The sequence below is a fragment of the Planomonospora sp. ID82291 genome (genome assembly GCF_015711645.1).
In the GTDB taxonomy this organism is placed as follows: Bacteria; Actinomycetota; Actinomycetes; order Streptosporangiales; family Streptosporangiaceae; genus Planomonospora.
The window spans coordinates 1,421,495-1,441,077 of the sequence record NZ_JABTEX010000002.1; the positions used below are offsets into that span (position 1 = coordinate 1,421,495).

Below are 19,583 nucleotides of genomic sequence, written 5' to 3' on the forward strand. Positions count from 1 at the left end.
TCCGCGGCCCGGCCGGGGATCTGCGGCTCAGCCGGGGAGCGCGGCGCGCCAGCGGAGGGGGGCGTCGGGGGCGGCGGCGATCAGCCGTCCGGCGTGGGCCGCCAGCGCGGCGGCCCCGCCGGAGCCGCACAGGCCGGTCCACCCGGCCGGGGCGGGGACCGGCAGGCGGGTGCGGATCCGGCCGTCCGCGCAGGCGGCGTAGAGGCGGCCGTTCATGCCGGTGAGGGCGACGACGCCGGGAGCGGGGCCGACGGGCCGCCAGGAGCCGCCGTCGGCCGGGCCCGAGTGCCACAGGAGGTCGGCGGCGGCCGCGAACAGGGCGCCGTTCACCATGGCCAGGCCGACCGCGCCGGCAGGCGCCTGGCCGAGCGCGGTCCACGTGCCGTCGTCCTCGCGCCGGACGAGGCGGTCGCCCGAGGCCAGGCCGTACAGGGCGACGGGGTGGGCGGCGGTCGCCTCGCGGGGGACGGCCAGGGCGGTCACGCCGGGTGCCGGGCCGGCCTCGCGCCAGCGGAGGTTCTGGCCGCAGACGTCCCGGGTGAGCAGGGAGCCGTCCGGCGTGACGCCGTACAGCGCCGGGCCGCCGTACGGCGCCAGGCCGCCGCCGTGCACCGGGCCGCCGCCGTGCACCGGCGAGCCGGCGGCGGTCAGCGCGCGCAGCGGGCGGGCCGGGCCGATCGCCTCCCAGCCGCCCGCCGGCGCCGACAACCGGTCCAGCACGTTGCGGGTGATGCGGTCCACGGCGGGGTCGTGCAGGGTGTTGCCCCAGTTCACGGTGGCGGCGGTGAACACCGTCCCCGCGCCCAGGTGCATGGCGCCCATGGTGGCCATGCCGCCCTGGCCGTACCGGGCCCAGTGGCGCAGGTCCGCGGTGGCGAGGACGACGAAGGAGGGCGGCGTGCCGTCGCGGCCGGTCGCCAGCGGCACGCCGTCGACCTCGGTGAAGTCGCACGCGTCGGTCTCGTAGCCGATCGCGCCCCGGCCGAACGCGTCGCCCTCGCCCAGGCCCGTGCCCTCGAACGCCCAGTGCTCGGGGAACCGGACGGTGTAGGACTCGTCGTGCATCCGCTGCATGTACGGCCCCCAGGTCCCGGCGCCGCGCCGGAAGCTGACGCCGATCAGGGCGTTCTCCGGCCGGTCGACCGGGGCGGCGGACCACTCGACCGTGGTCAGCGCGGGGTCCGTCGCGGCCAGGGGGTCGGCGACGGCGTCGCGGTGGCAGACCATGGTCCGCCCGCCGTCCTCCAGCCGGAACTGCCACCAGCAGGTGTTGCCGGAGAAGACCGCGAGGTTGCCGCCGCGCCGGACGAACGCCTCGACGCTGTCGCGCATGCCCGCCGACCAGTACTCGTCGTGGCCGCTGACCACCAGCAGGCGGTAGCCGGCCAGCAGATCGGCGCCGTCGTGCAGGTCGAGCGCCGAGCAGTAGTCCACGTCGTACCCGGCGGGCCCGAGCCAGCGGATCATGCCCTCCTCCCAGCGCTCCGGCGGCGGGCCGCCGCCCGGCCGGTCGAAGGAGACGCGCGCGGCGCGGGCCGGCTCCTCGGACCAGTAGAGCGACTCCCCGGGGATCCCGGCCCGGTTGTAGGCCTGCCAGGTCGGGAACGGGATCGACAGCAGGATCGGCGAGCGCGGCCGGGCGGCCCGGACCGCGAAGTACACCTCGGACTCGCCCTCGCCGGTGGTGAAGACGGCCCGGTACAGCGAGCTCGCCCAGCCGGCCGGCACGTCGAGGCTCCAGTGCGGGCCGTCGAACGCCCCGTCGAGCACGCCGCGGCCGGAGGCGGTGTCCTCGACGGCCACCGAACCGCGCAGCGGCGCCCGTGAGGCGTGGGACAGGTGGAAGCGGAGTCGCTCGCCCTGGGCGCGGGAGGTGGACTCGGCGTAGGCGCGGATCGTCATCCGACGGGTGCCGGGACGTCGTGGAAGGCCGCCTCCACCAGCAGCGACTCCAGACCGAGCAGGTAACGCTCCATCGCCGGGCGCGGCAGGAAGCGGGTGTCGGCGGTGAGCGAGACGCTCAGCCCGCCGGGCTCGTCGGTCACGTGCAGGCAGAACCGGCAGTTGAGCCGCTCCTGGCGCAGCGGCCAGGACAGCGTGGTCTCGGCCAGCGCCCGCCGTACCTCCGCCTCGCCCGGGGAGGCGTCCGGCCGGTCGGCGGCGCGCAGGTCGTTGAAGCAGCAGTAGGGGTGGACCTGCGTGCCGCGCTCCCGGCTCGCCTCGGCGGTCAGGCGCTCGCGGTCGCGCGGGTCGTGGTAGGCGGAGCGGTAGGCGCGCAGCGCGGCGGGCCCGGCCGCCCTCAGCAGCTCGGTGAAGGGGCCCCGGTCCAGGTCGAGCACGAACAGCCCTTCCTGGGCGAGCGTGCTGACCGTGTTCGCGGTGTCGCCGCGGAAGCGGTTGCCCACGAGCGGCAGCATCGCGCAGACGCCGTGCCCGGTCACCGTGCCGACCATCGCGGAGGCGGCGGCCAGCAGCGCGGTCGAGACGCTCGTGGAGTGGACGGCGGCGATCCGCGAGACGGCCAGGTCCATCGCCCGGGAGACGATCTGCGCCCGCCAGATCGGCGGGTCCGCCGCGCCGGAGGCGTCGGGGCGGCCGAACATGGTCGGCGGGACGCGCCGGTACTCCCGCTCCCAGTGCCCGGCCGCGATCCCGGCGACCCGCCGCCCGGCCTCGGACTCCTGCCAGCGGGCCAGGTCCATCGGCTGCGGCGGGGGAGGCCCGGGAACCGCGCCGCGCAGCAGCAGCAGCCGCAGGTCGCGCAGGACCACCTCGGAGCCGAGCCCGTCGGCGGCCAGATGGCAGAAGACCAGCACGATGTGGGTCACCTCGCCGCCGTCGACGACGAGCCCGGCCCGCAGCGGCCACTCGGCGGCGTAGTCGAACGCGGTGGCCTCCAGCTCGCCGAGGAGCCGCTCGGGGTCACCGGCGGCGACCGCGACCGGGATCGCACCCGCCGCCTCCAGCACCTGGTACGGCTCGGCCGCCGGGTACGGCGCGGCGCGTCCTCCCTCCCCGGCGGGGTACGGCGCGGCCGGGGCGGCCGGGTCCGTCCGGGACCCGTCCCCGTCCCCGCCCGCGTTCCGCGGCGGCCACGGCCCGTCCCCGCCCAGGCGGGTCCGGAGCGACTCGTGGCGGGCCACCAGCGCGCCGAGCGCCTCGGCCGCCCGCGCCGGGGTGAGCGGCCGGGCCTTCCCGGGGACCGCGAGCACCCGGCCGAAGTTGAAGTAGCGGTCGTCCGGCGCGGTCCTCACGATCGCGTCCCAGATGGCCCGCTGGCCCCAGGCGAGCGGGCCGGTCCCCGCCCGGCCGCCCGCGAACCGGAGTTCCATCAGCGGGTCCCGGCCAGGTGGCGCTCGAGCGCGTCCAGGTCGTTCAGCGCGCTGATCCCGGCGGAGGACAGGTCGAACTCGATGCCGAACTCGCTCTCCACCGCGTCGATGAGCCGCATCTGCGCCAGGGAGGTGAAACCGAGGGCGGTCAGCGGCACCTCGGCGGCCAGCGCCTCCTCGGCGGTGATCTCCCCGTCGGAGGCCTCGGCCACCATCTCGGCCAGGCGCCGCCGGGTCGCACCGGCCGCGGGCCGCGCCGCCGGGCCGTCACCCGTCACGGCCTCACCCGCCGCACCGTCACCCGTCACGGCCTCAGCCGCACCGTCCCCGGCCGTCTCCCGGGTCGCCTCTCCGGGCATGGTCGCCTCCTCAGGCATGGTCGCCTCCTCTCACGCTGAGCGGTCGCAGGTCCGTCCAGACCCGCTCGATGTGGGCCAGGCACTCCTCCCGGTCGCCGGAGAAGCCCTCCGCGCGCCAGCCGTCCGGCAGTTCCCGGCCGGCCGGCCAGATCGAATGCTGTTCCTCGTGGTTGACCACGACCAGATGACTCATTCCTGCTTCCCCGCTTCCATGAGGCGTCGAGCCTCCTCTTCCGGCAGCGCGGCCAGCTCGGCGACCAGCAGCTCCTCCACCTCGGCGGCGAGCCCGGCCACCGTACTGCGCGCGAACAGCGTCCGGATCGGCACGTCCACCTCGGCGAGCGCGCGGATCCTGGAGACGACCCGGGCGGCGCTCAGCGAGTGGCCGCCCAGGGCGAAGAAATCGTCGAAGGCGCCGATCCCGGTGACGCCCAGGACCTCGGCGAAGACCTCGGCCACCAGCTCCTCGGCGTCGCCGCGCGGGGCGACGTGCGCGCGGACCGCGGCAGGCGGCTCGGGCAGCGCGGAGCGGTCGACCTTCCCGTTGGGCGTCAGCGGGAGCGCGTCCACCACCGTGAGCACGCCGGGCACCATGTACCCGGGCAGCTCCCGGGTCAGGCGCTCGCGCAGGCGGTCCAGCAGGTCCCGGTGCGCGTCCGCGGCGTCCGCGGCGTCCAGGGCGTCTGCGGGGGCCCCGCTGCCCGCCGCGCTCCCGGCGCCTGCAGCGTTCCCGGCGGTTCCGGTGTTCCCGGTGTTCCCGGTGTTCCCGGTGGCCGGGGCGGTCCCGGTGGCCGGGGCCGGGACCACGTACGCGACCAGGAGATCGTCGCGGACGGCCGCGACGGACTGCCGGACCTCCGGGCAGGCGTCCAGCACGGCCTCGATCTCGCCCGGCTCGATCCGGTGGCCGCGCAGCTTGACCTGGTGGTCGGTGCGCCCGAGGAACTCCAGGGTCCCGTCGCGGAGCAGCCGGACCCGGTCGCCGGTCCGGTAGCGGCGGGAGCCGCCCGGACCGGGCACGAACCGCTCGGCGGTCAGCGCGGGCCGGCCCAGGTAGCCGGTCGCGACCCCGGCGCCGCCGATGAGCAGCTCGCCCGGCGATCCGATCGGGACCGTCTCCCCGGCCGCGTCCACGACGTGGACCGTGGTGTTGGCGATCGGCCGGCCGATCACGATCCCGCCGGGATCGGCGGGCACCTCCCAGGCCGTGGACCAGACCGTCGTCTCCGTCGGACCGTACACGTTGAGCAGGCGCTCCACGCGCGGGCGCAGCTCGCGGGCGAGCCGGGGCGGCAGCGGCTCGCCGCCGGTGAGCGCCGTCACCCGGGGCAGGTCGCCGGTCAGCAGCACCCGCCAGCCCGACGGCGTCGCCTGCACGTGGGTGACCCCGGTCTCGCGGACCAGCCGGGCGACCGCGCCGCCGTCGACGGCGGCGCCGGCGTCGGCGATCACCACCCGGCCGCCGGTGACCAGCGGCAGGTACAGCTCCAGGGCGGAGATGTCGAACGAGAGCGAGGTCAGCGCCAGCCACACGTCGCGCGGGGTGGAGCCGACCAGGGAGCGCATCGCCAGCAGGAAGTTCACCAGCGCCCGGTGCGGGACCGCCACCCCCTTCGGCCGCCCGGTGGACCCCGAGGTGTACAGCACGTACGCGGTGTCGCCGGGGCGGGGCGCCATCGGGGAGGCCGGCGCGGACGGCACCGGGGAGGCCGGTGCGGGCGGCAGGTCGTCGAGCGAGGTCAGCACCAGGGCGGCGGCCGAGTCCTGGAGCACGTACGCGATGCGGGCCTCGGGGTAGCCGGGGTCGACCGGCAGGTAGGCCGCGCCGCTCATCGCCGTGCCCAGCAGGGCGGCGAGCAGGTCCGCGCCGCGCTCCATCCGGATCGCGACCAGGCAGCCGCGGCCGACGCCCGCGGCGGCCAGCCGGGCGGCGACCTGCGCCGCCCGCCCGGCCAGCTCCGCGTAGGTCAGCGTCTGCGCGCCGCAGACGACCGCCACCGCGCCGGGGGTGGCCTCGGCCTGCGCCAGCACCAGGTCGGCCAGGGTCGCCCCGGGCAGGTCCGCGCCGGTCGCGTTCCAGTCGTCCAGCAGGGCCAGCTCCGCCTGCGGCAGCATGCGCAGCGCGCCCACCGGCAGGTCGGGATCGGCGACGGCCGAGGCGAGCAGCTCCTGGAACCGCTCGATGAGCATGACCGCGCTCTCGCGGTCGAACAGTTCGGTGCTGTAGATGACGGTGCCGTCGAAGGCGCCGTCGGGGGCGGGGGCGATGTCCACCGACAGGTCGTGGCGGGCCGGGTGCCAGCCGTTCGGGAACGGGGCCGCCGACAGGCCGGGCAGCGGTTCGGAGTCGTCGCCGCGGGTGTGCAGGGCGAACATCGTCTGGAAGACCGGGGTGCGGCCGAGGTCGCGCGGCAGGTCCAGCTCGGTCACCAGGCGCTCGAACGGCACGTCCTGGCGGGCGAGCGCGTCCAGCACCGCGCGCCGGGTGCGCCGGAGCAGCTCGCTGAAGGAGGGGTCGCCGGCCAGGTCGCAGCGGACCGGCAGCGTGCTCGACAGGAAACCGATCATGGATTCCAGCTCGACGCGGTCGCGGCCGGCCGACGGGGTGCCCACGCAGAAGTCGTGCTGACCGGTGTGCCGGGCCAGGAGCACCTGGTAGGCGGCGAACAGCACCATGTACGGCGTGCAGCGCGCCCGCCGGGCGAGCGCGGCGATCCCGGCGGCCCGCTCCGGGGCGATCCGGAAGTCGAGCGCCTCCCCCGCCCAGGAGCGCCGGGCCGGACGCGGCCGGTCGGCCGGCAGGTCGAGCGGGGGGACCCCGGCCAGGCGGTCGGCCCACCAGCGCAGGTCGTCGTCCGTCCAGCGCCGCTCGCGGGCGTGCTCGCCGTACTGCAGGGGGAGGTCCGGCAGGGGTGCGGCGCCGCGGCTGCCGTAGTGGGCGGCGACCTCGTCGCGCAGCACGTTGAGCGACCAGCCGTCGCTGTTGATGTGGTGCACGACCACGCAGAGCACGTGGTCGTCCGGGCCCAGCTCGATCAGCGCGACCAGGAACGGCGGCGCGGCGGTCAGGTCGAAGGCGGTATTGGTCAGCGCGGCCACCAGGTCGCGGGCCTCCTGCTCGCCGCGGGCGGCCAGGCGGCGGACCGCCACGGGGGCGGGCGGGTCGACGACCGCCACGGCCTCCCCGTCCACCTCGCGGAAGCGGGTGCGCAGGCTCTCGTGCCGGGCCGCGACCGCGGTGAACGCGGTAGCCAGGGCGGCCGTGTCAAGAGGACCTTTCACCCGGTAAACATAGGAGGTGTTGTAACTCGGATCGGTGGGATCGAACCGGTGGAGGAACCAGAGCCGCTGCTGACCGTGGGAGAGCGGGTGCTCCGCGGCTCCTCCGGCGGAAGGGCCGCCGGAGGAGCCGACGGAAAGGTCTGCCGCAGGCTGGGACACGGGGGCTCCTTCGGCGGAGTCGGGCTCACGTTCGCTGGGATGGCAGGGAGGGGTGGAACACCGACTCCCCATCCGAGGTCGTTTTCCCAGTTCCTTAGGGTTACTGAAGAGTAAACTTCTGGAAAGAAACTTTCCAGTTAGAGGTGGCTCGCCAGTTTTGCACCTCCGCTCCGGGCGCGCAAGCCCCGACGGGGCAAGGGTTTCCGACCCTGCCGGGGCTTTTTGAGACGGGCCTTGTGCGGCCCAACCGATCATGTAAGACTGTCGCCCGCATTGAAATGGCATAAAGGCCTTTTTCTGGTGTGATCCTGGCGTTCGCCCATTCTCGGGGCCGCATACATCCGATCTTTATTGGGAGGTTCACCCGGTGAACCTGACCGTCACCCACCTGCTCGGAGAGCGGGCGCTGGCCGACCCCGACGGGGTCGCGCTGATCGTCCAGGGCTCGGCTCCGCTGACCTACGGCCAGTGGCACGAACGGTCCACCGCCGTCGCGAACGGCCTGGTGGAGCGCGGCGTGACCCGCGGCGACCGGGTGGGGCTGGTCTTCGGGAACGCCGACTGGGCCGACTACGCCGTGGCGTTCTTCGGCGTGCTCAAGGCGGGGGCCGCGGCCGTGCCGCTGTCCGACCGGCTCTCCGCGGCCGACCTGCGCTTCATGCTCGGGCACTGCGGCGCGGCGGGAGTGGTCCACGCGGAGGGGGCCAAGGTCCCCGGCGACGGCCGCTGGACCGTGACACCCGGCGGCCTGCACGCGCAGACGTCCCACGGGTCGGCCGCCCCGGCGCCCGGCGGCCCCGTCCCGGCGCCGCGCGAGCTCCCCGAGCCCGCGCCCGGCGACCTCGCGCAGATCCTCTACACCTCGGGCACCACCGGCCGGCCCAAGGGCGTCTCGGCCACCCACGCCAACCTGGCGCACGGCTGCGGCGCGCGGCGCCGCCCGTTCGCGCACTCCCGCCACCTGGTGCACGCCTTCCCGATCGGCACCAACGCCGGCCAGACCATGCTGGTCAACGCGCTGGACGCCTGCCCGGCCGTGGTGAGCCCGCCCCGCTTCACGCCCGGCCGCTTCGCCGCGCTGATCGAGGAGTACCGGGCCGGGACGGTCTTCCTCGTCCCGGCGATGGCGATCGAGCTGCTCAACGCGGGCGTCGCGGAGCGGCACGACCTGTCCAGCGTGCTGCTGCTCGGCTCCGCCGCCGCGCCGCTGCCCGCGGCGGTCGCCGAGGCGCTGACCCGGGCCTTCCCCAACGCGGCGATCGCCAACTACTACACCTCCACCGAGGCGGCCCCCGCCCAGACGATCATGATGTACGACCCGGAGCGGCCCGGCAGCGTGGGCCGGGCGGTGGCCGGGGGGCGGGTCCGGATCGCGTCCCCGGGCGGGGAGCCGCTCCCGCAGGGCGAGACCGGCGAGGTGTGGATGCGCTCCCCGGCGGCCCCGCGCTCCTACTACGGGGATTCGGGCGGCGGGACCTTCCGCGACGGCTGGATCCGGATGGGCGACCTCGGCCGCCTGGACGCCGACGGCTACCTCTACCTCGTCGACCGGGAGGGCGACGTGGTGAAGTCCGGCGCCTACAAGGTCTCCACGATCCGCGTCGAGGAGGCCGTGTTCGAGCACCCGGCGGTGGTCGAGGCGGCCGCGTTCGGGGTGCCGCACCCGGTCCTGGGAACCGCGGTCGCCGTCGCCGTGGTCGTCCGCGCGCCCCTGACCGCCGCGGAGCTGCGGCTCTTCCTCGCCGACCGGCTCGCGCCGCAGGAACTGCCCGCCCACGTGGCCGAGGTCGCCGTGCTGCCCCGCAACGCGGGCGGCAAGGTCGACAAGCGGGCGCTGCGCGGGAGCCTGGGCTTCGGCGGGGCCGGGAGCCCGGTGCCCGCGGGGTCCGCGGCCTCGCCCGGCTCCGCGGAACGGGCCCCCGCGTGAGCACCGCCCGGCCGGGCCCGCCGCCCGGCGCCGCCCTCCCGCGGGGAGCCGAGGCCACCTTCCTCCAGCAGGGCATGTGGGTGACCGAGCAGACCGCGGGAGCGGGCACGGCCTACCACATGCCGCTCCTCGTCCACCTCCGCGGCGACCTCGACGAGGACGCCCTCGCGGCGGCCTGCGCCGCGGCCGTGGAGCGGCATCCGGTGCTGGGCTGCGTCGTGGCCGAGGCGGACGGCGGGCTCCGGCTCGTCCCCGGCGCGCCGGTGCCGGTACGGCGCCGGGCCGCCGGGGGGCCGGTCGAGGGGGACCCGGACGACTGGCCCGCGGCCGTGCGCGAGGAGGTCTTCGCCCCGTTCGACGTGGACGGCGGGCCGCTGGCCCGCTTCACCCTGTACCGGACCGGCCCCGGACGGCACACCCTGGCGTTCACCGCCCACCACCTGGTCTTCGACGGGCACTCCAAGGACGTCCTGGCGGCCGATCTCGCCGCGCTGTACAACGGCGGGCGCCCCGCTGCGCCGCCCGCGCTCGACCACGGCCGGGCCGAACGCGAGCGGGTCGCCGCGGAGCTCCCGGCAGCACGGGAGTTCTGGGCGGAGCGCTGGCGCGAGCCCGGTGAGACCGCGGTGCGCGGCCGGGTGCTGCGCTCCCGGCGGGCGGCCGCGGGCCGTACGCTCCGGTTCCGCGCGGACCTCGCGCCCGTCGCCGGGCTGACCCGGTTCGAGACGCTGCTCGCCGCGCTGCACGCGCTGCTGGCCGCCGGGTACGGGAACGCCGCCGTCACCACGGCGGTGGACCTGTCCACCCGGACGCCCGAGGCCGCCGGGCACGTCGGCGTCTTCGTCAACGAACTGCCCGTCGCCTCGCGCCCGGATCCCGAGGAGACCTTCGGCGGGTTCGCCGCGCGGCTGCGCGCCGGACTGCGGGAGGTCTACCGGTTCCGCCGGGTCCCGCTGAGCCGGGCGCTGCCCCGCCTGCGACCGCACGCCGCGCTGGCGCCCGTCTCGGTCAGCTACCGCGCCCGGACGCTCCCGGACCCGGTCTTCACCGGGCTGGAGTGCGCGGTGGACCGGACGGTCCCCAACGGCTCGGTCCGGGGCGCGCTCCACCTGCAGTGCGCGGACGGGCCGGACGGCCTGGCCGTCGCCCTGCGCCACGACCCCGAGGCGCTGCCGGACGTCCGCCCGGTCGCCGACGACCTGCGCCTGCTGCTGGACCGGGTCGGCCGCGACCCCGGTCTGCGCCTGCGCGACCTGGCGGCCCCTCGCTGAACGCCCGCCGCCGACCCCCGCGGCCCGCCGGACCGACGGCGGCCCGCCGTACGACCACCTGGAGAACGCGATGGCTTCCGTCACCACCCTCACCGAGCAGATCAGGGAGATCTGGGAGGAGGTCCTGAACATCTCGCCGATCGACGACCACGACGACGTCTTCGACCTCGGCGGCCACTCCCTGACCATCACGCAGATCATCGTCCGGATGCGCAAGCGCCTCGGCGTCGACGTCGAGCTGGACGACTTCTTCGACAACCCCACCATCGCCGGGATCGTCGCGATCCTCGGCGGCGACCGATGACCGCGGACCGATGACCGAGACCCTCACCCCGGCCCCGGCCCCGGCGACGCGCCCGGCGCGGCTCTCCCGGCTGGCCGACGACGACCTCGCGCTGCTCCTGCTGATCCGGCACTTCGAGCGGGAACTGCTCCGGCTGTACGGCGCCGGCGAGCTCAACGGCACCACCCACACCTGCCTGGGCCAGGAGCACGTGCCGGTGGCGCTGCGCCCCCTGCTGGGGCCCGGCGACTTCGTGTTCAGCAACCACCGCGGCCACGGCCACTACCTGGCCCGGTTCGGCGACGCGCACGGGCTGCTGGCGGAGATCATGGGCCGGGAGGGCGCGGTCTGCGCCGGGGTGGGCGGCAGCCAGCACCTCCACCGCGACCGCTACCTGTCCACGGGCGTGCAGGGCGAGAGCCTGCCGGTGGCCGCCGGGGTCGCCCTGCACCTGCGGCGCACCGAGCCGGGAGCGCTGGCCTGCGTGTACATCGGCGACGGCACCTGGGGAGAGGGCGCGGTCTACGAGGCGCTGAACCTGGCCGCGCTCTGGGACCTGCCGCTGCTGGTGGTGGTGGAGAACAACGGCATCGCCCAGTCCACGCCCACCGGCGCGCAGCTCGCCGGGACCGTCGCCGGGCGGGCGGCGGCGTTCGGGATCGGCCACCACCTGGTCGCCTCCGCCGACGTCAACGAGATCCGTCCCGCCCTGGAGCCGCTGGTCGCCCGGGTACGGCGGGGCCGGCCGATGGTGGTGGAGTTCCGCGTCCACCGGCTCGGCCCGCACAGCAAGGGCGACGACACCCGCCCGCCCGAGGCGGTCCGCGCGGCCCGGGAGCACGACTGGTACGCCCGCTACGCCCACGACCACCCCGACCACTTCCAGCCGCTCGACGCCCGCGCCCGGGCGCTGGTCGAGGACGTCGTCGCGGAGGTCTCCGCCCGGCCGCCGTCGAGGTGGTCGCCGTGCGCGTAGTACAGGACCCCGGAGCCGAGGGATGGTCGCCGTGCGCGTAGCCGAGAACCTCAACGCCGCCCTGCACGGGCTGCTCGACGACGATCCCACGGCGTACGTGCTGGGCGAGGACGTCCTCGACCCGTACGGCGGCGCCTTCAAGATCACCAAAGGGCTGTCGACCCGCTTCCCCGACCGGGTGATCACCACCCCGATCAGCGAGGGCGCCCTCACCGGCGTCGCGGCGGGGCTCGCACTGACCGGCAACACCGCGGTGGCCGAGATCATGTTCGGCGACTTCGCCGCGCTCGCCTTCGACCAGCTGTGCAACTTCGCCGCCAAGTCGGTGTCGATGTACGGCTCGCGCCTGCCGCTGCGGATGGTGGTGCGCTGCCCCACCGGCGGCGGCCGGGGCTACGGCCCCACGCACAGCCAGAGCCTGCAGAAGCACTTCGTCGGCATGCCCGGCCTGGCGCTGTACGAGATGTCGCCCTTCCACGACAACCGCGAGGTGCTCGCGGCCATGGTGGACCGGGGCGAGCCGTGCCTGTTCTTCGAGGACAAGATCCTCTACACCCGGCCGACGGGCCTGTCCGACCCGCTGTTCCGGGTGCGCCGCGACGGCGACCTGGCCGTGGTGGACCCGGACGTGCCGGAGCTCGCCGCCCGCCCCGACTGCGTGATCGTCGCGCCGGGCGGGACGGCGCACCGGGCGCTGGGCGCGATGCGGTCGCTGCTGCTGGAGGAGGAGGTCTCCTGCCGGCTGCTGGTGCCGTCCCGGCTGTACCCGCTGGACGTCGAGGCGCTGCTGCCGTACCTCGGCGGGGTCGTGCTGGTCGCCGAGGAGGGCACCGCCGGGGGCACCTGGGGGAGCGAGGTCGCCCACCTGGTCCACCAGCGCGTCTGGGACCGGCTGCGCGGGCCCGTCCGCCTGGTCTGCTCCCGGGCGTCGGTGATCCCCACCGCCGCCCACCTGGAGCGGGAGGTCCTGATCGATGAGTCCGCGATCCACCGCGCCGTACGGGAGGCCCTGCGTGGCTGACGTCCTCGTCCCCAAGCTGAACAACCAGGACACCGAGTACCTGGTCGTGGAGTGGCTCGTCGGCGACGGCGAGCCGGTGCGCGCCGGCGAGGCGGTGGCGGTCCTGGAGACCTCCAAGGCCGCCGACGAGATCGAGGCGGCCGCCTCCGGGCGGCTGGTCCACGTCGCGGCCAAGGACGCCTGGATCGCCCCGGGCGCCGTGCTGGCCCGCGTCGTCTCCGCGGACCCGGCCGACCCCGCCGGTCCTGCCGGTCCTGCCGACCCCGCCGGTCCTGCCGACCCCGCCGGTCCCGCCGCGGACGCGGCGCAGGAGCCCGCGGCCTCCCTGATCACCGGCCCGGCCCGGTCCGCGATGGAGGAGCTGGACGTTTCCGAGGAGCAGGTGCTGGCGCTGGGACTGCCCCTGGTCCGCCGGGTGGACGTCGAGCGCCTCGCCGCCGCACGGGCCCCGGCCGAGAGCCGGGGCGAGGCCGGGCGGTACGAGCTGCCGCGGGTGCAGCGGGCCGTGGCCCGCGCCGTCGCCCTGTCCCACAGGACCGTTCCGGCCGCGTACGCCGTGATGCGCTTCGACGTCGGGCAGGCGCTGGAGCGGGCCCGCGCGCTCACCCGCGAGGTGCGCCGGCCGGTCGGGCTGCCGGAGCTGTTCGTGCAGGCCGTGGCCGGGCTGCACGGGAGCTTCCCGCTGCTGTTCGCCTCGGTGGAGGACCCGGCCGGGGACGCGCCTGGGGACACCGCCGGGAACGCGACCGGGCGTACGCCCGGATGGGCGGGGCCGGTGGTCCGGCTCTCCGCCGCCCCTCTCGTCGGGGTCACCTTCGACCTGGGCGAGGGCCTGTACGTGCCGGTCGTCCGCGAGACCGGCTCGCTGCGCGAGATCGCCGCCACGCTGATGCGCCACCGGCTGGCCGCCGCGTCCGGCGGTTTCCGGGAGCAGGACCTGGCCGGGGCGAACATCACGGTCACCCTGCACACCGACGCCGACGTGATCCTGGCCGTCCCGATCGTCCTGCCCGGCACGTCCGCCGCCCTCGCGGTGACCTCCCCGCGGCCGGAGACCGTCCTGGCGGCCGACGGCTCGGTGACGGTGCGGACCGTCGCCGACATCGGCCTGGCCTACGACCACCGCCTCGTCAACGGCCGGGACGCCGCACTGTTCCTGGCCGCCCTCCGCCGGGAGATCGAATGACCGAGACCGCCCCGACCGCCCCGACCGCGTCGGCCGCACCGCTCACGCCTGCCGTACCGGTGCCGCCGTCGTCCGCGCCGCCTGCCGCGTCTGCCGCGTCCGCGCCGCCGGAGCTGTCGGACGCCAAGCGGGCGCTGCTCGCCCGGCGGCTGCGGCGGCGGGAGGAGACCCGCGCCGTCACCCCGCGCCCGCCCGGCACGCTCCCGCCGCTCTCCCACGCCCAGGAGCGCCTGTGGTTCCTGGAGCAGTACCGGCCGGGCCTGACCGTCTACACCGTCCCCGCCGTGGTGCGGCTGCGCTGCCCGCTGGACGAGGGCGCCCTGCGCCGCGCCCTGGACGCGGTCGCCGCCCGCCACGAGGCGCTGCGGATGCGCTTCCCCACCACCGGGGACGGCATCCCCGAACTGGTGATCGACGACCCCGGCCCGGTCCCGCTGGAGGTCGCCGAGGTCGCGGACCAGGACGCGGCGCTGGAGCTGTTCGACGCCGCGCTGGCCGTCCCGTTCGACCTGGAGCGCGGCCCGCTGCTGCGCGCCGTCCTGGCCAGGATCGCCCCGGACGACCACGTGCTGCTGGTGGCCGCCCACCACGCGGTCGTGGACGGCTGGTCCTACGACATCGTCTTCCGGGAACTGCTCGCCCTGTACGACGGCGAGACCCTCCCGCCGCCGCCGGTCGGCTACGGCGACTACGCCCTCTGGGAGCGCGGGCGGGACCTGAGCCGCGAGATCGGCCACTGGCGCGACCGGCTGGCCGGGCTGCCCGCGCTCGACCTGCCGACCGACCGGCCGCGCCCGGCCGAGCAGGGCCACGAGGGCGCGGCGCTCGCCGTCCGGATCGACGCCGACCTCACCCGCCGCCTCGCCGACGTGGGCCGGAGCGTGAACGCGACGCCGTACATGACGCTGCTGGCGGCCTTCCAGGTGCTGCTGGCCCGCTACTCGGGGCAGACGGACTTCGGGATCGGCTCCCCGGTGGCCGGGCGCGTCCTGCCCGAGCTGGAGAACGTCATCGGCATGTTCGTCAACACGCTGGTGCTCCGCGCGGACCTGGACGGCGATCCGCCGTTCACCGCGTTCCTGGACCGGGTCAGGGAGCGCACGCTGGACGCGCTCGCCCACGCCGAGCTGCCGTTCGACCGCCTGGTCAGCGAGCTGAACGTGGTGCGCGACGTCAGCCGCGCGCCGCTGGCCCAGGTCGCCTTCGCCCTGCAGAACTACGCCGACGGCGGGGACGACCCGCGACTGGCCCACCTGCCCGCACCGGTCAGGACCACCCGCCACGACCTGGCGCTGTACCTGTTCGAGACCCCGGAAGGACTGGTCGGGCACGTCACCTACAACACCGAGCTGTTCGACGCGGAGACCGTGGAACGGCTGGTCGCCCGGTTCGAGACGCTGCTGCGCTCCGTCGTCGCGGCCCCGGACACCCCGGTGGGGGAGCTGTCGCTGCTCTCGGACGACGAGCGGGACCTCGTGCTGCGCTTCGGGTCGGCCGCGGACCCGGAGCCGACCGGCCACCGCCTGCTCGGCGACATCCTGGCCGCCCAGGCCGCGCTGACCCCGGACGCCACCGCCGTGGTCTGCGCGCCGGCCGCCGGGGGCGTCCCGGACGGTTCCCCGGGCGGTTCCCCGGGCGCGGCCTTGAACGGTTCCCCGGGCGCGGCCTCGGACGGTTCCCCGGACGCGATCCCGCCGGGCGGCGTTCCCGCCTCCCTCACCTACGCCGAACTGGACCGCCGGTCGCGGGCGATCGCGGCGCTGCTGCGCCGGCGGTACGGCGTCGGCCCCGACGTCCGGGTGGGCGTCCTGCTCGACCGCTCCACCGACCTGGCCGCCGCCGTCCTCGGCGTGCTGGTCGCCGGCGGCGCCTACGTCCCGCTCGACCCCAAGCAGCCGCGCGACCGGCTGGCCCACATGCTCGCCGACTCCGGGGCGGTCGCCGTGCTGACCTCCTCCGCCGGCCGCGCGCTGGTCCCGGACGGCCACCCCGTGGTCTGCCTGGACGCCGAGGAGCTGACGGAGACCGCGTTCGACGACCCCGGCACCACCCCTGACCACCTGGCCTACGTGATCTACACCTCCGGCACGACCGGGCGGCCCAAGGGCGTCGGGGTGCAGCACCGGCAGGTGCTGAACTACCTGGCCGGGGTCCGGGAGCGCTTCGCCGTCGAGCCGGGATCGGTCTTCACCCTGCTCCAGTCGCTCTCCTTCGACTTCGGCGTGACGGTCTTCTACCTGTCGCTGCTCACCGGAGGAGAGCTGCACCTCCTCGACCCCCAGGCCCCGGTCGAGGAGCTCGCCGGGACGCTGGGCCGCACCGACTACCTGAAGATGACCCCCTCGCACCTCGCCTCGCTGCTCGCCGGAGCCGATCCCCGCGACCTGCTCCCGCGCCGGCTGCTCATCCTCGGCGGCGAGGCCTCCGCCTGGTCGTGGGCCAGGGAGCTGGCCGGGCACACGCCGGTGGCCAACCACTACGGGCCCACCGAGGCCACCGTCGGCGTGGCGACCCACGCCGTCACCGCCGCCCCCGAGACCGCGTCCGCCCTGCCGGTCGGCGGGCCGCTGCCCGGCGTCCGGCTCTACGTGCTGGACGAGCACCTGCGGCCGGTCCCGCCCGGCATGACCGGGGAGATCCACATCGGCGGCGACCGCCTGGCCCGCGGCTACCTCGGGCAGCCCGGCCTGACCGCCGACCGCTTCCTGCCCGACCCGTACGGCGCGCCCGGCGCCCGCATGTACCGCACCGGCGACCTCGGCCGCTGGCTGCCCACCGGGGAGCTGTGCTTCCTGGGCCGCCGCGACCTGCAGGTCAAGGTCCGCGGCTACCGCGTGGAGCTGTCGGAGATCGAGTCCGTCCTCACCGACCTGGAGGGGATCGAGCAGGCCGTCGTGGAGCTGCGCGGCGACCGGCTGGTCGGCTACCTCGTCGGGGAGCCGATCCCCGTCCGGGAGCTGCGCGCCCGGCTCGCCGACCGCCTCCCCGAGTACATGATCCCGGGGCGCTTCGTCCGGCTGGACGAGCTGCCGCTGAAGTCGCACGGCAAGGTCGACCGCGCCCGGCTCCCCGAGCCCGGCGACGAGCGCCCGGACCACGAGGCCGGGTTCGCGCCGCCGCAGACCCCGCTGGAGGAGGGCATCGCGCAGGTGTGGGCCGAGGTCCTGGGACTGGCCCGGGTCGGCGCGCTGGACGACTTCTTCGAGCTGGGCGGGCACTCGCTGCTCGCCGCCCAGGTGGTCGCCCGGCTGCGCCGGGTCCTGCCCCCCGGCGGGCGTCAGATCGGCATCCTGGACCTGTTCAAGCACCGGACCGTCCGCGGGCTCGCCGAGCTCGCCGAGACCGACGCGGGCGGGCCCCGCGCCCTCCTGCACCGCCTCACCCCGGCCCGGAGCGCCGCCGCGACGCTGGTCTGCGTGCCGTACAACGGCGGGAGCGCGGCCGTCTACCAGCCGCTGGCCGACGCGCTGCCGCACGACTGGGCGCTGCACGCGGTGGCCGTCCCCGGCCAGGAGCTGGGGCTCGCCGAGGAGACCCGGCCGGTGGCCGAGGTCGCCGAGGGCTGCGCGGCGGAGATCCTCGCCGGGATCCGGGGCCCGGTCGTGCTGTACGGCCACTGCGGGCTCGGCGTCATGCTCACCGTGGAGATCGCCCGGCGGCTGGAGGCGGCCGGGCGGCCCGTCGAGGCCGTCTACCTGGGCGGGATCTTCCCCTTCGCCCGGCCCTCGTCCCTGCTGGGCCGGATCGCCGACCTGGTCGACCGGTTCCGCGGCGACCAGGCGTGGGCCAACGCGCTGCGGGCCGCCGGGCTCGACGTCGACGAGCTCAGCCGCGAGGAGCTCAAACTGATCATCGACAACCGGCGGGAGGGCACCCGGGAGACCGAGCGCTACTTCACCCGGCTGCTGGCCGAGGGCGTCGAACCGCTCCGGGCGCCGATCGTCTCCGTCGTGGGCGAGCGCGACCCGGCGACGGAGTTCTACCAGGAGCGCTACCCCGAGTGGCACCTGCTGTCCGGCTGCGCCGCGCTGGTCGTCCTCGACGAGGCGGGGCACTTCTACCTGAAGTACCGGGCGGAGGAGCTGGCCGCCGTCGTCACCGCCGTCCACCCGGCCGTCGCCTCCGGTGACACGGCGGGCCTGGAGCGCACCGATCGGGCGACCTGGTGGCTGGAGGGCGTCTCCCGGCGGCCCCCGGTCGCTTCGGACGGTCCGGCCGCTTCGGGTGCCCCGGGTGCCCTGGACGGCACGGACCGGACGGACCCGACGGACCCGACGGACCCGACGGGCGCGTCGATCCGGAGGGGAGCGGAGCCCCCGCCGGACGCGGGCCGGCGCGGAGCCGGGACGCCCGCCGGACCGGCGCCGAGCATGAAGCGGTTCGGCGCGGTGGCCGCCGGGCAGCTCGTGTCGATCGTCGGCTCGTCGCTGACCGAGTTCGCGGTCCCGCTGTGGATCTACATCACCACCGGGTCGCTGGTGGACTTCGCGCTCTTCTCGGTCCTGGCGCTGCTGCCCGGCATGCTGGTCTCCCCGCTCGCCGGCGCGCTCGTCGACCGCCACGACCGGCGGCGCGTCATGCTCGCGGGGGACGTCGGCGCGTTCGGCACGCAGCTCGCCCTCGGCGTGCTGCTGTGGACCGGGAACCTGCAGATCTGGCACGTCTACCCGCTGCTGGCGGTGCTCTCCGTCGCGCTCGCCTTCCAGCGCCTGGCCTACGCCTCCGCCATCCCGCAGCTCGTCCCCAAGCGCTTCCTCGGCCACGCCAACGGCGTGGTCCAGATGGTCACCGGTACGGCGCAGCTCGTCGTCCCGCTGGTCGCGGTCGGGCTGATGGCGGGGATCGGGCTGGAGGGCATCCTCGTCGTGGACGTCGTCTCCTACGCGTTCGCGATCACGGTGCTGCTCCTGGTCCGCTTCCCGAAGACGATGGCGTGGCGGCGGCGGGAGTCGCTGACCGCCGAGATGGTCGAGGGCTGGCGCTTCTCCTGGGGCAACCCGTGGTTCCGCGGCATGCTCGTCTTCTTCGTGGTGCTGAACGTCTTCCTGTCCCCGCTGTTCCTGCTCGTCTCACCGCTCGTGCTGGGCTTCGCCACCCTCGACGACGTGGGCCGCGTCGCGTTCTGCGGCGGGCTGGGCGTGCTCCTCGGCGGTCTGGTGATGACGGTGTGGGGCGGCCCGCGCCGCCTGCGGATGCGCGGCGTGCTGCTCGCCACGCTCGCCCTCGGCGTCTTCTGCCTGGTCACCGGCGTTCGGCAGGATCTGGTGGTCATCGCGGCGGGCGCGTTCGGCATGTCGTTCTGGCTGACCGTGCTCAACGGCGTCTACGCCACGATCGTCCAGGTCAAGGTGCCGCAGCGCTTCCACGGCCGGGTCATGGCGCTCAACCAGCTCGTCGCCTGGTCCACGCTGCCGATCGGCTTCGGCCTGGTCGCGCCGTACGGCACCGCCCTGTTCGAACCGCTGCTGCTGCCCGGAGGCCCGCTGGCCGGCACCGTCGGCGTCGTCATCGGCACCGGCGAGGGCCGCGGCATCGGCCTGATGTACGTGCTGTTCGCGGTCGCGATCGCGGTCACCGCGCTGGTCGCCATGCGGACCCGGACGCTGTCCCGGTTCGACGCCGACATGCCGGACGCGCTCCCGGACGACCTGGTCGGCCTGCGGGCGGTCCAGGGGCGCGCGGAGCCGGTCGGCGCGGTGCGGCCGGCGGAGCCCGCCGGGGAGGAGGCCGTGCTCCGGGGGTGAGGACCGTGCTCCGGGGCGGGGACGGGGCCGCCCCCGGGAACGC

General features: G+C 75.9%; 12 protein-coding genes. 7 read left to right on the forward strand and 5 right to left on the reverse strand.

Annotation, left to right across the window (positions count from 1 at the left end):
• Positions 1-27 precede the first annotated feature (27 nt).
• From HS045_RS17315 to HS045_RS17335, 5 genes are read right to left on the reverse strand one after another with little or no spacing between them, the layout of a single operon-like run.
• Positions 28-1,902 carry a N,N-dimethylformamidase beta subunit family domain-containing protein gene (locus tag HS045_RS17315; RefSeq protein ID WP_196452360.1) on the reverse strand — a complete coding sequence of 625 codons (1,875 nt, stop codon included), beginning with the start codon at positions 1,900-1,902 and terminating at the stop codon, positions 28-30.
• A complete protein-coding gene (locus tag HS045_RS17320; RefSeq protein ID WP_196452361.1) occupies positions 1,899-3,332 on the reverse strand; it encodes a hypothetical protein in 1,434 nt (477 codons plus the stop codon). Before HS045_RS17320 ends, HS045_RS17315 begins: the two co-directional genes overlap by 4 nt.
• Positions 3,332-3,709, reverse strand: a complete 378-nt coding sequence (locus HS045_RS34660; protein ID WP_230884076.1) for an acyl carrier protein — start codon at positions 3,707-3,709, stop codon at positions 3,332-3,334. The genes HS045_RS17320 and HS045_RS34660 overlap by 1 nt, the downstream gene beginning before the upstream one ends.
• Positions 3,702-3,884, reverse strand: a complete 183-nt coding sequence (locus HS045_RS17330; protein ID WP_196452362.1) for an MbtH family protein — start codon at positions 3,882-3,884, stop codon at positions 3,702-3,704. The genes HS045_RS34660 and HS045_RS17330 overlap by 8 nt, the downstream gene beginning before the upstream one ends.
• Positions 3,881-7,132: a non-ribosomal peptide synthetase gene (locus HS045_RS17335; RefSeq protein ID WP_196452363.1), complete on the reverse strand. Its 3,252-nt coding sequence runs from the start codon at positions 7,130-7,132 to the stop codon at positions 3,881-3,883. The genes HS045_RS17330 and HS045_RS17335 overlap by 4 nt, the downstream gene beginning before the upstream one ends.
• 367 nt (positions 7,133-7,499) lie before the next feature.
• Between HS045_RS17335 and HS045_RS17340 the strand changes: the two genes are divergently transcribed.
• The 7 genes from HS045_RS17340 to HS045_RS17370 all read left to right on the forward strand — a co-directional run bounded on the left by HS045_RS17340 (position 7,500) and on the right by HS045_RS17370 (position 19,540).
• Positions 7,500-9,059, forward strand: coding sequence for a class I adenylate-forming enzyme family protein (locus HS045_RS17340; RefSeq protein ID WP_196452364.1), 1,560 nt, complete (start codon positions 7,500-7,502; stop codon positions 9,057-9,059).
• Positions 9,056-10,330, forward strand: a complete 1,275-nt coding sequence (locus HS045_RS17345) for a condensation domain-containing protein (RefSeq protein ID WP_196452365.1) — start codon at positions 9,056-9,058, stop codon at positions 10,328-10,330. The genes HS045_RS17340 and HS045_RS17345 overlap by 4 nt, the downstream gene beginning before the upstream one ends.
• 70 nt (positions 10,331-10,400) lie before the next feature.
• The gene (locus HS045_RS17350; RefSeq protein ID WP_196452366.1) at positions 10,401-10,634 is read left to right on the forward strand and encodes a phosphopantetheine-binding protein; all 234 of its coding nucleotides are present in this window, start codon (positions 10,401-10,403) and stop codon (positions 10,632-10,634) included.
• 10 nt (positions 10,635-10,644) lie between these two features.
• Complete coding sequence (locus HS045_RS17355) at positions 10,645-11,589, forward strand: thiamine pyrophosphate-dependent dehydrogenase E1 component subunit alpha (protein ID WP_196452367.1); 945 nt, start codon at positions 10,645-10,647, stop codon at positions 11,587-11,589.
• Between the two features lie 22 nt (positions 11,590-11,611).
• Positions 11,612-12,610, forward strand: coding sequence for an alpha-ketoacid dehydrogenase subunit beta (locus HS045_RS17360; RefSeq protein ID WP_230884078.1), 999 nt, complete (start codon positions 11,612-11,614; stop codon positions 12,608-12,610).
• The gene (locus tag HS045_RS17365) at positions 12,603-13,796 is read left to right on the forward strand and encodes a 2-oxo acid dehydrogenase subunit E2 (RefSeq protein ID WP_196452369.1); all 1,194 of its coding nucleotides are present in this window, start codon (positions 12,603-12,605) and stop codon (positions 13,794-13,796) included. The genes HS045_RS17360 and HS045_RS17365 overlap by 8 nt, the downstream gene beginning before the upstream one ends.
• Complete coding sequence (locus HS045_RS17370; protein WP_196452370.1) at positions 13,793-19,540, forward strand: non-ribosomal peptide synthetase/MFS transporter; 5,748 nt, start codon at positions 13,793-13,795, stop codon at positions 19,538-19,540. The genes HS045_RS17365 and HS045_RS17370 overlap by 4 nt, the downstream gene beginning before the upstream one ends.
• The last annotated feature ends 43 nt before the right edge of the window (positions 19,541-19,583 follow it).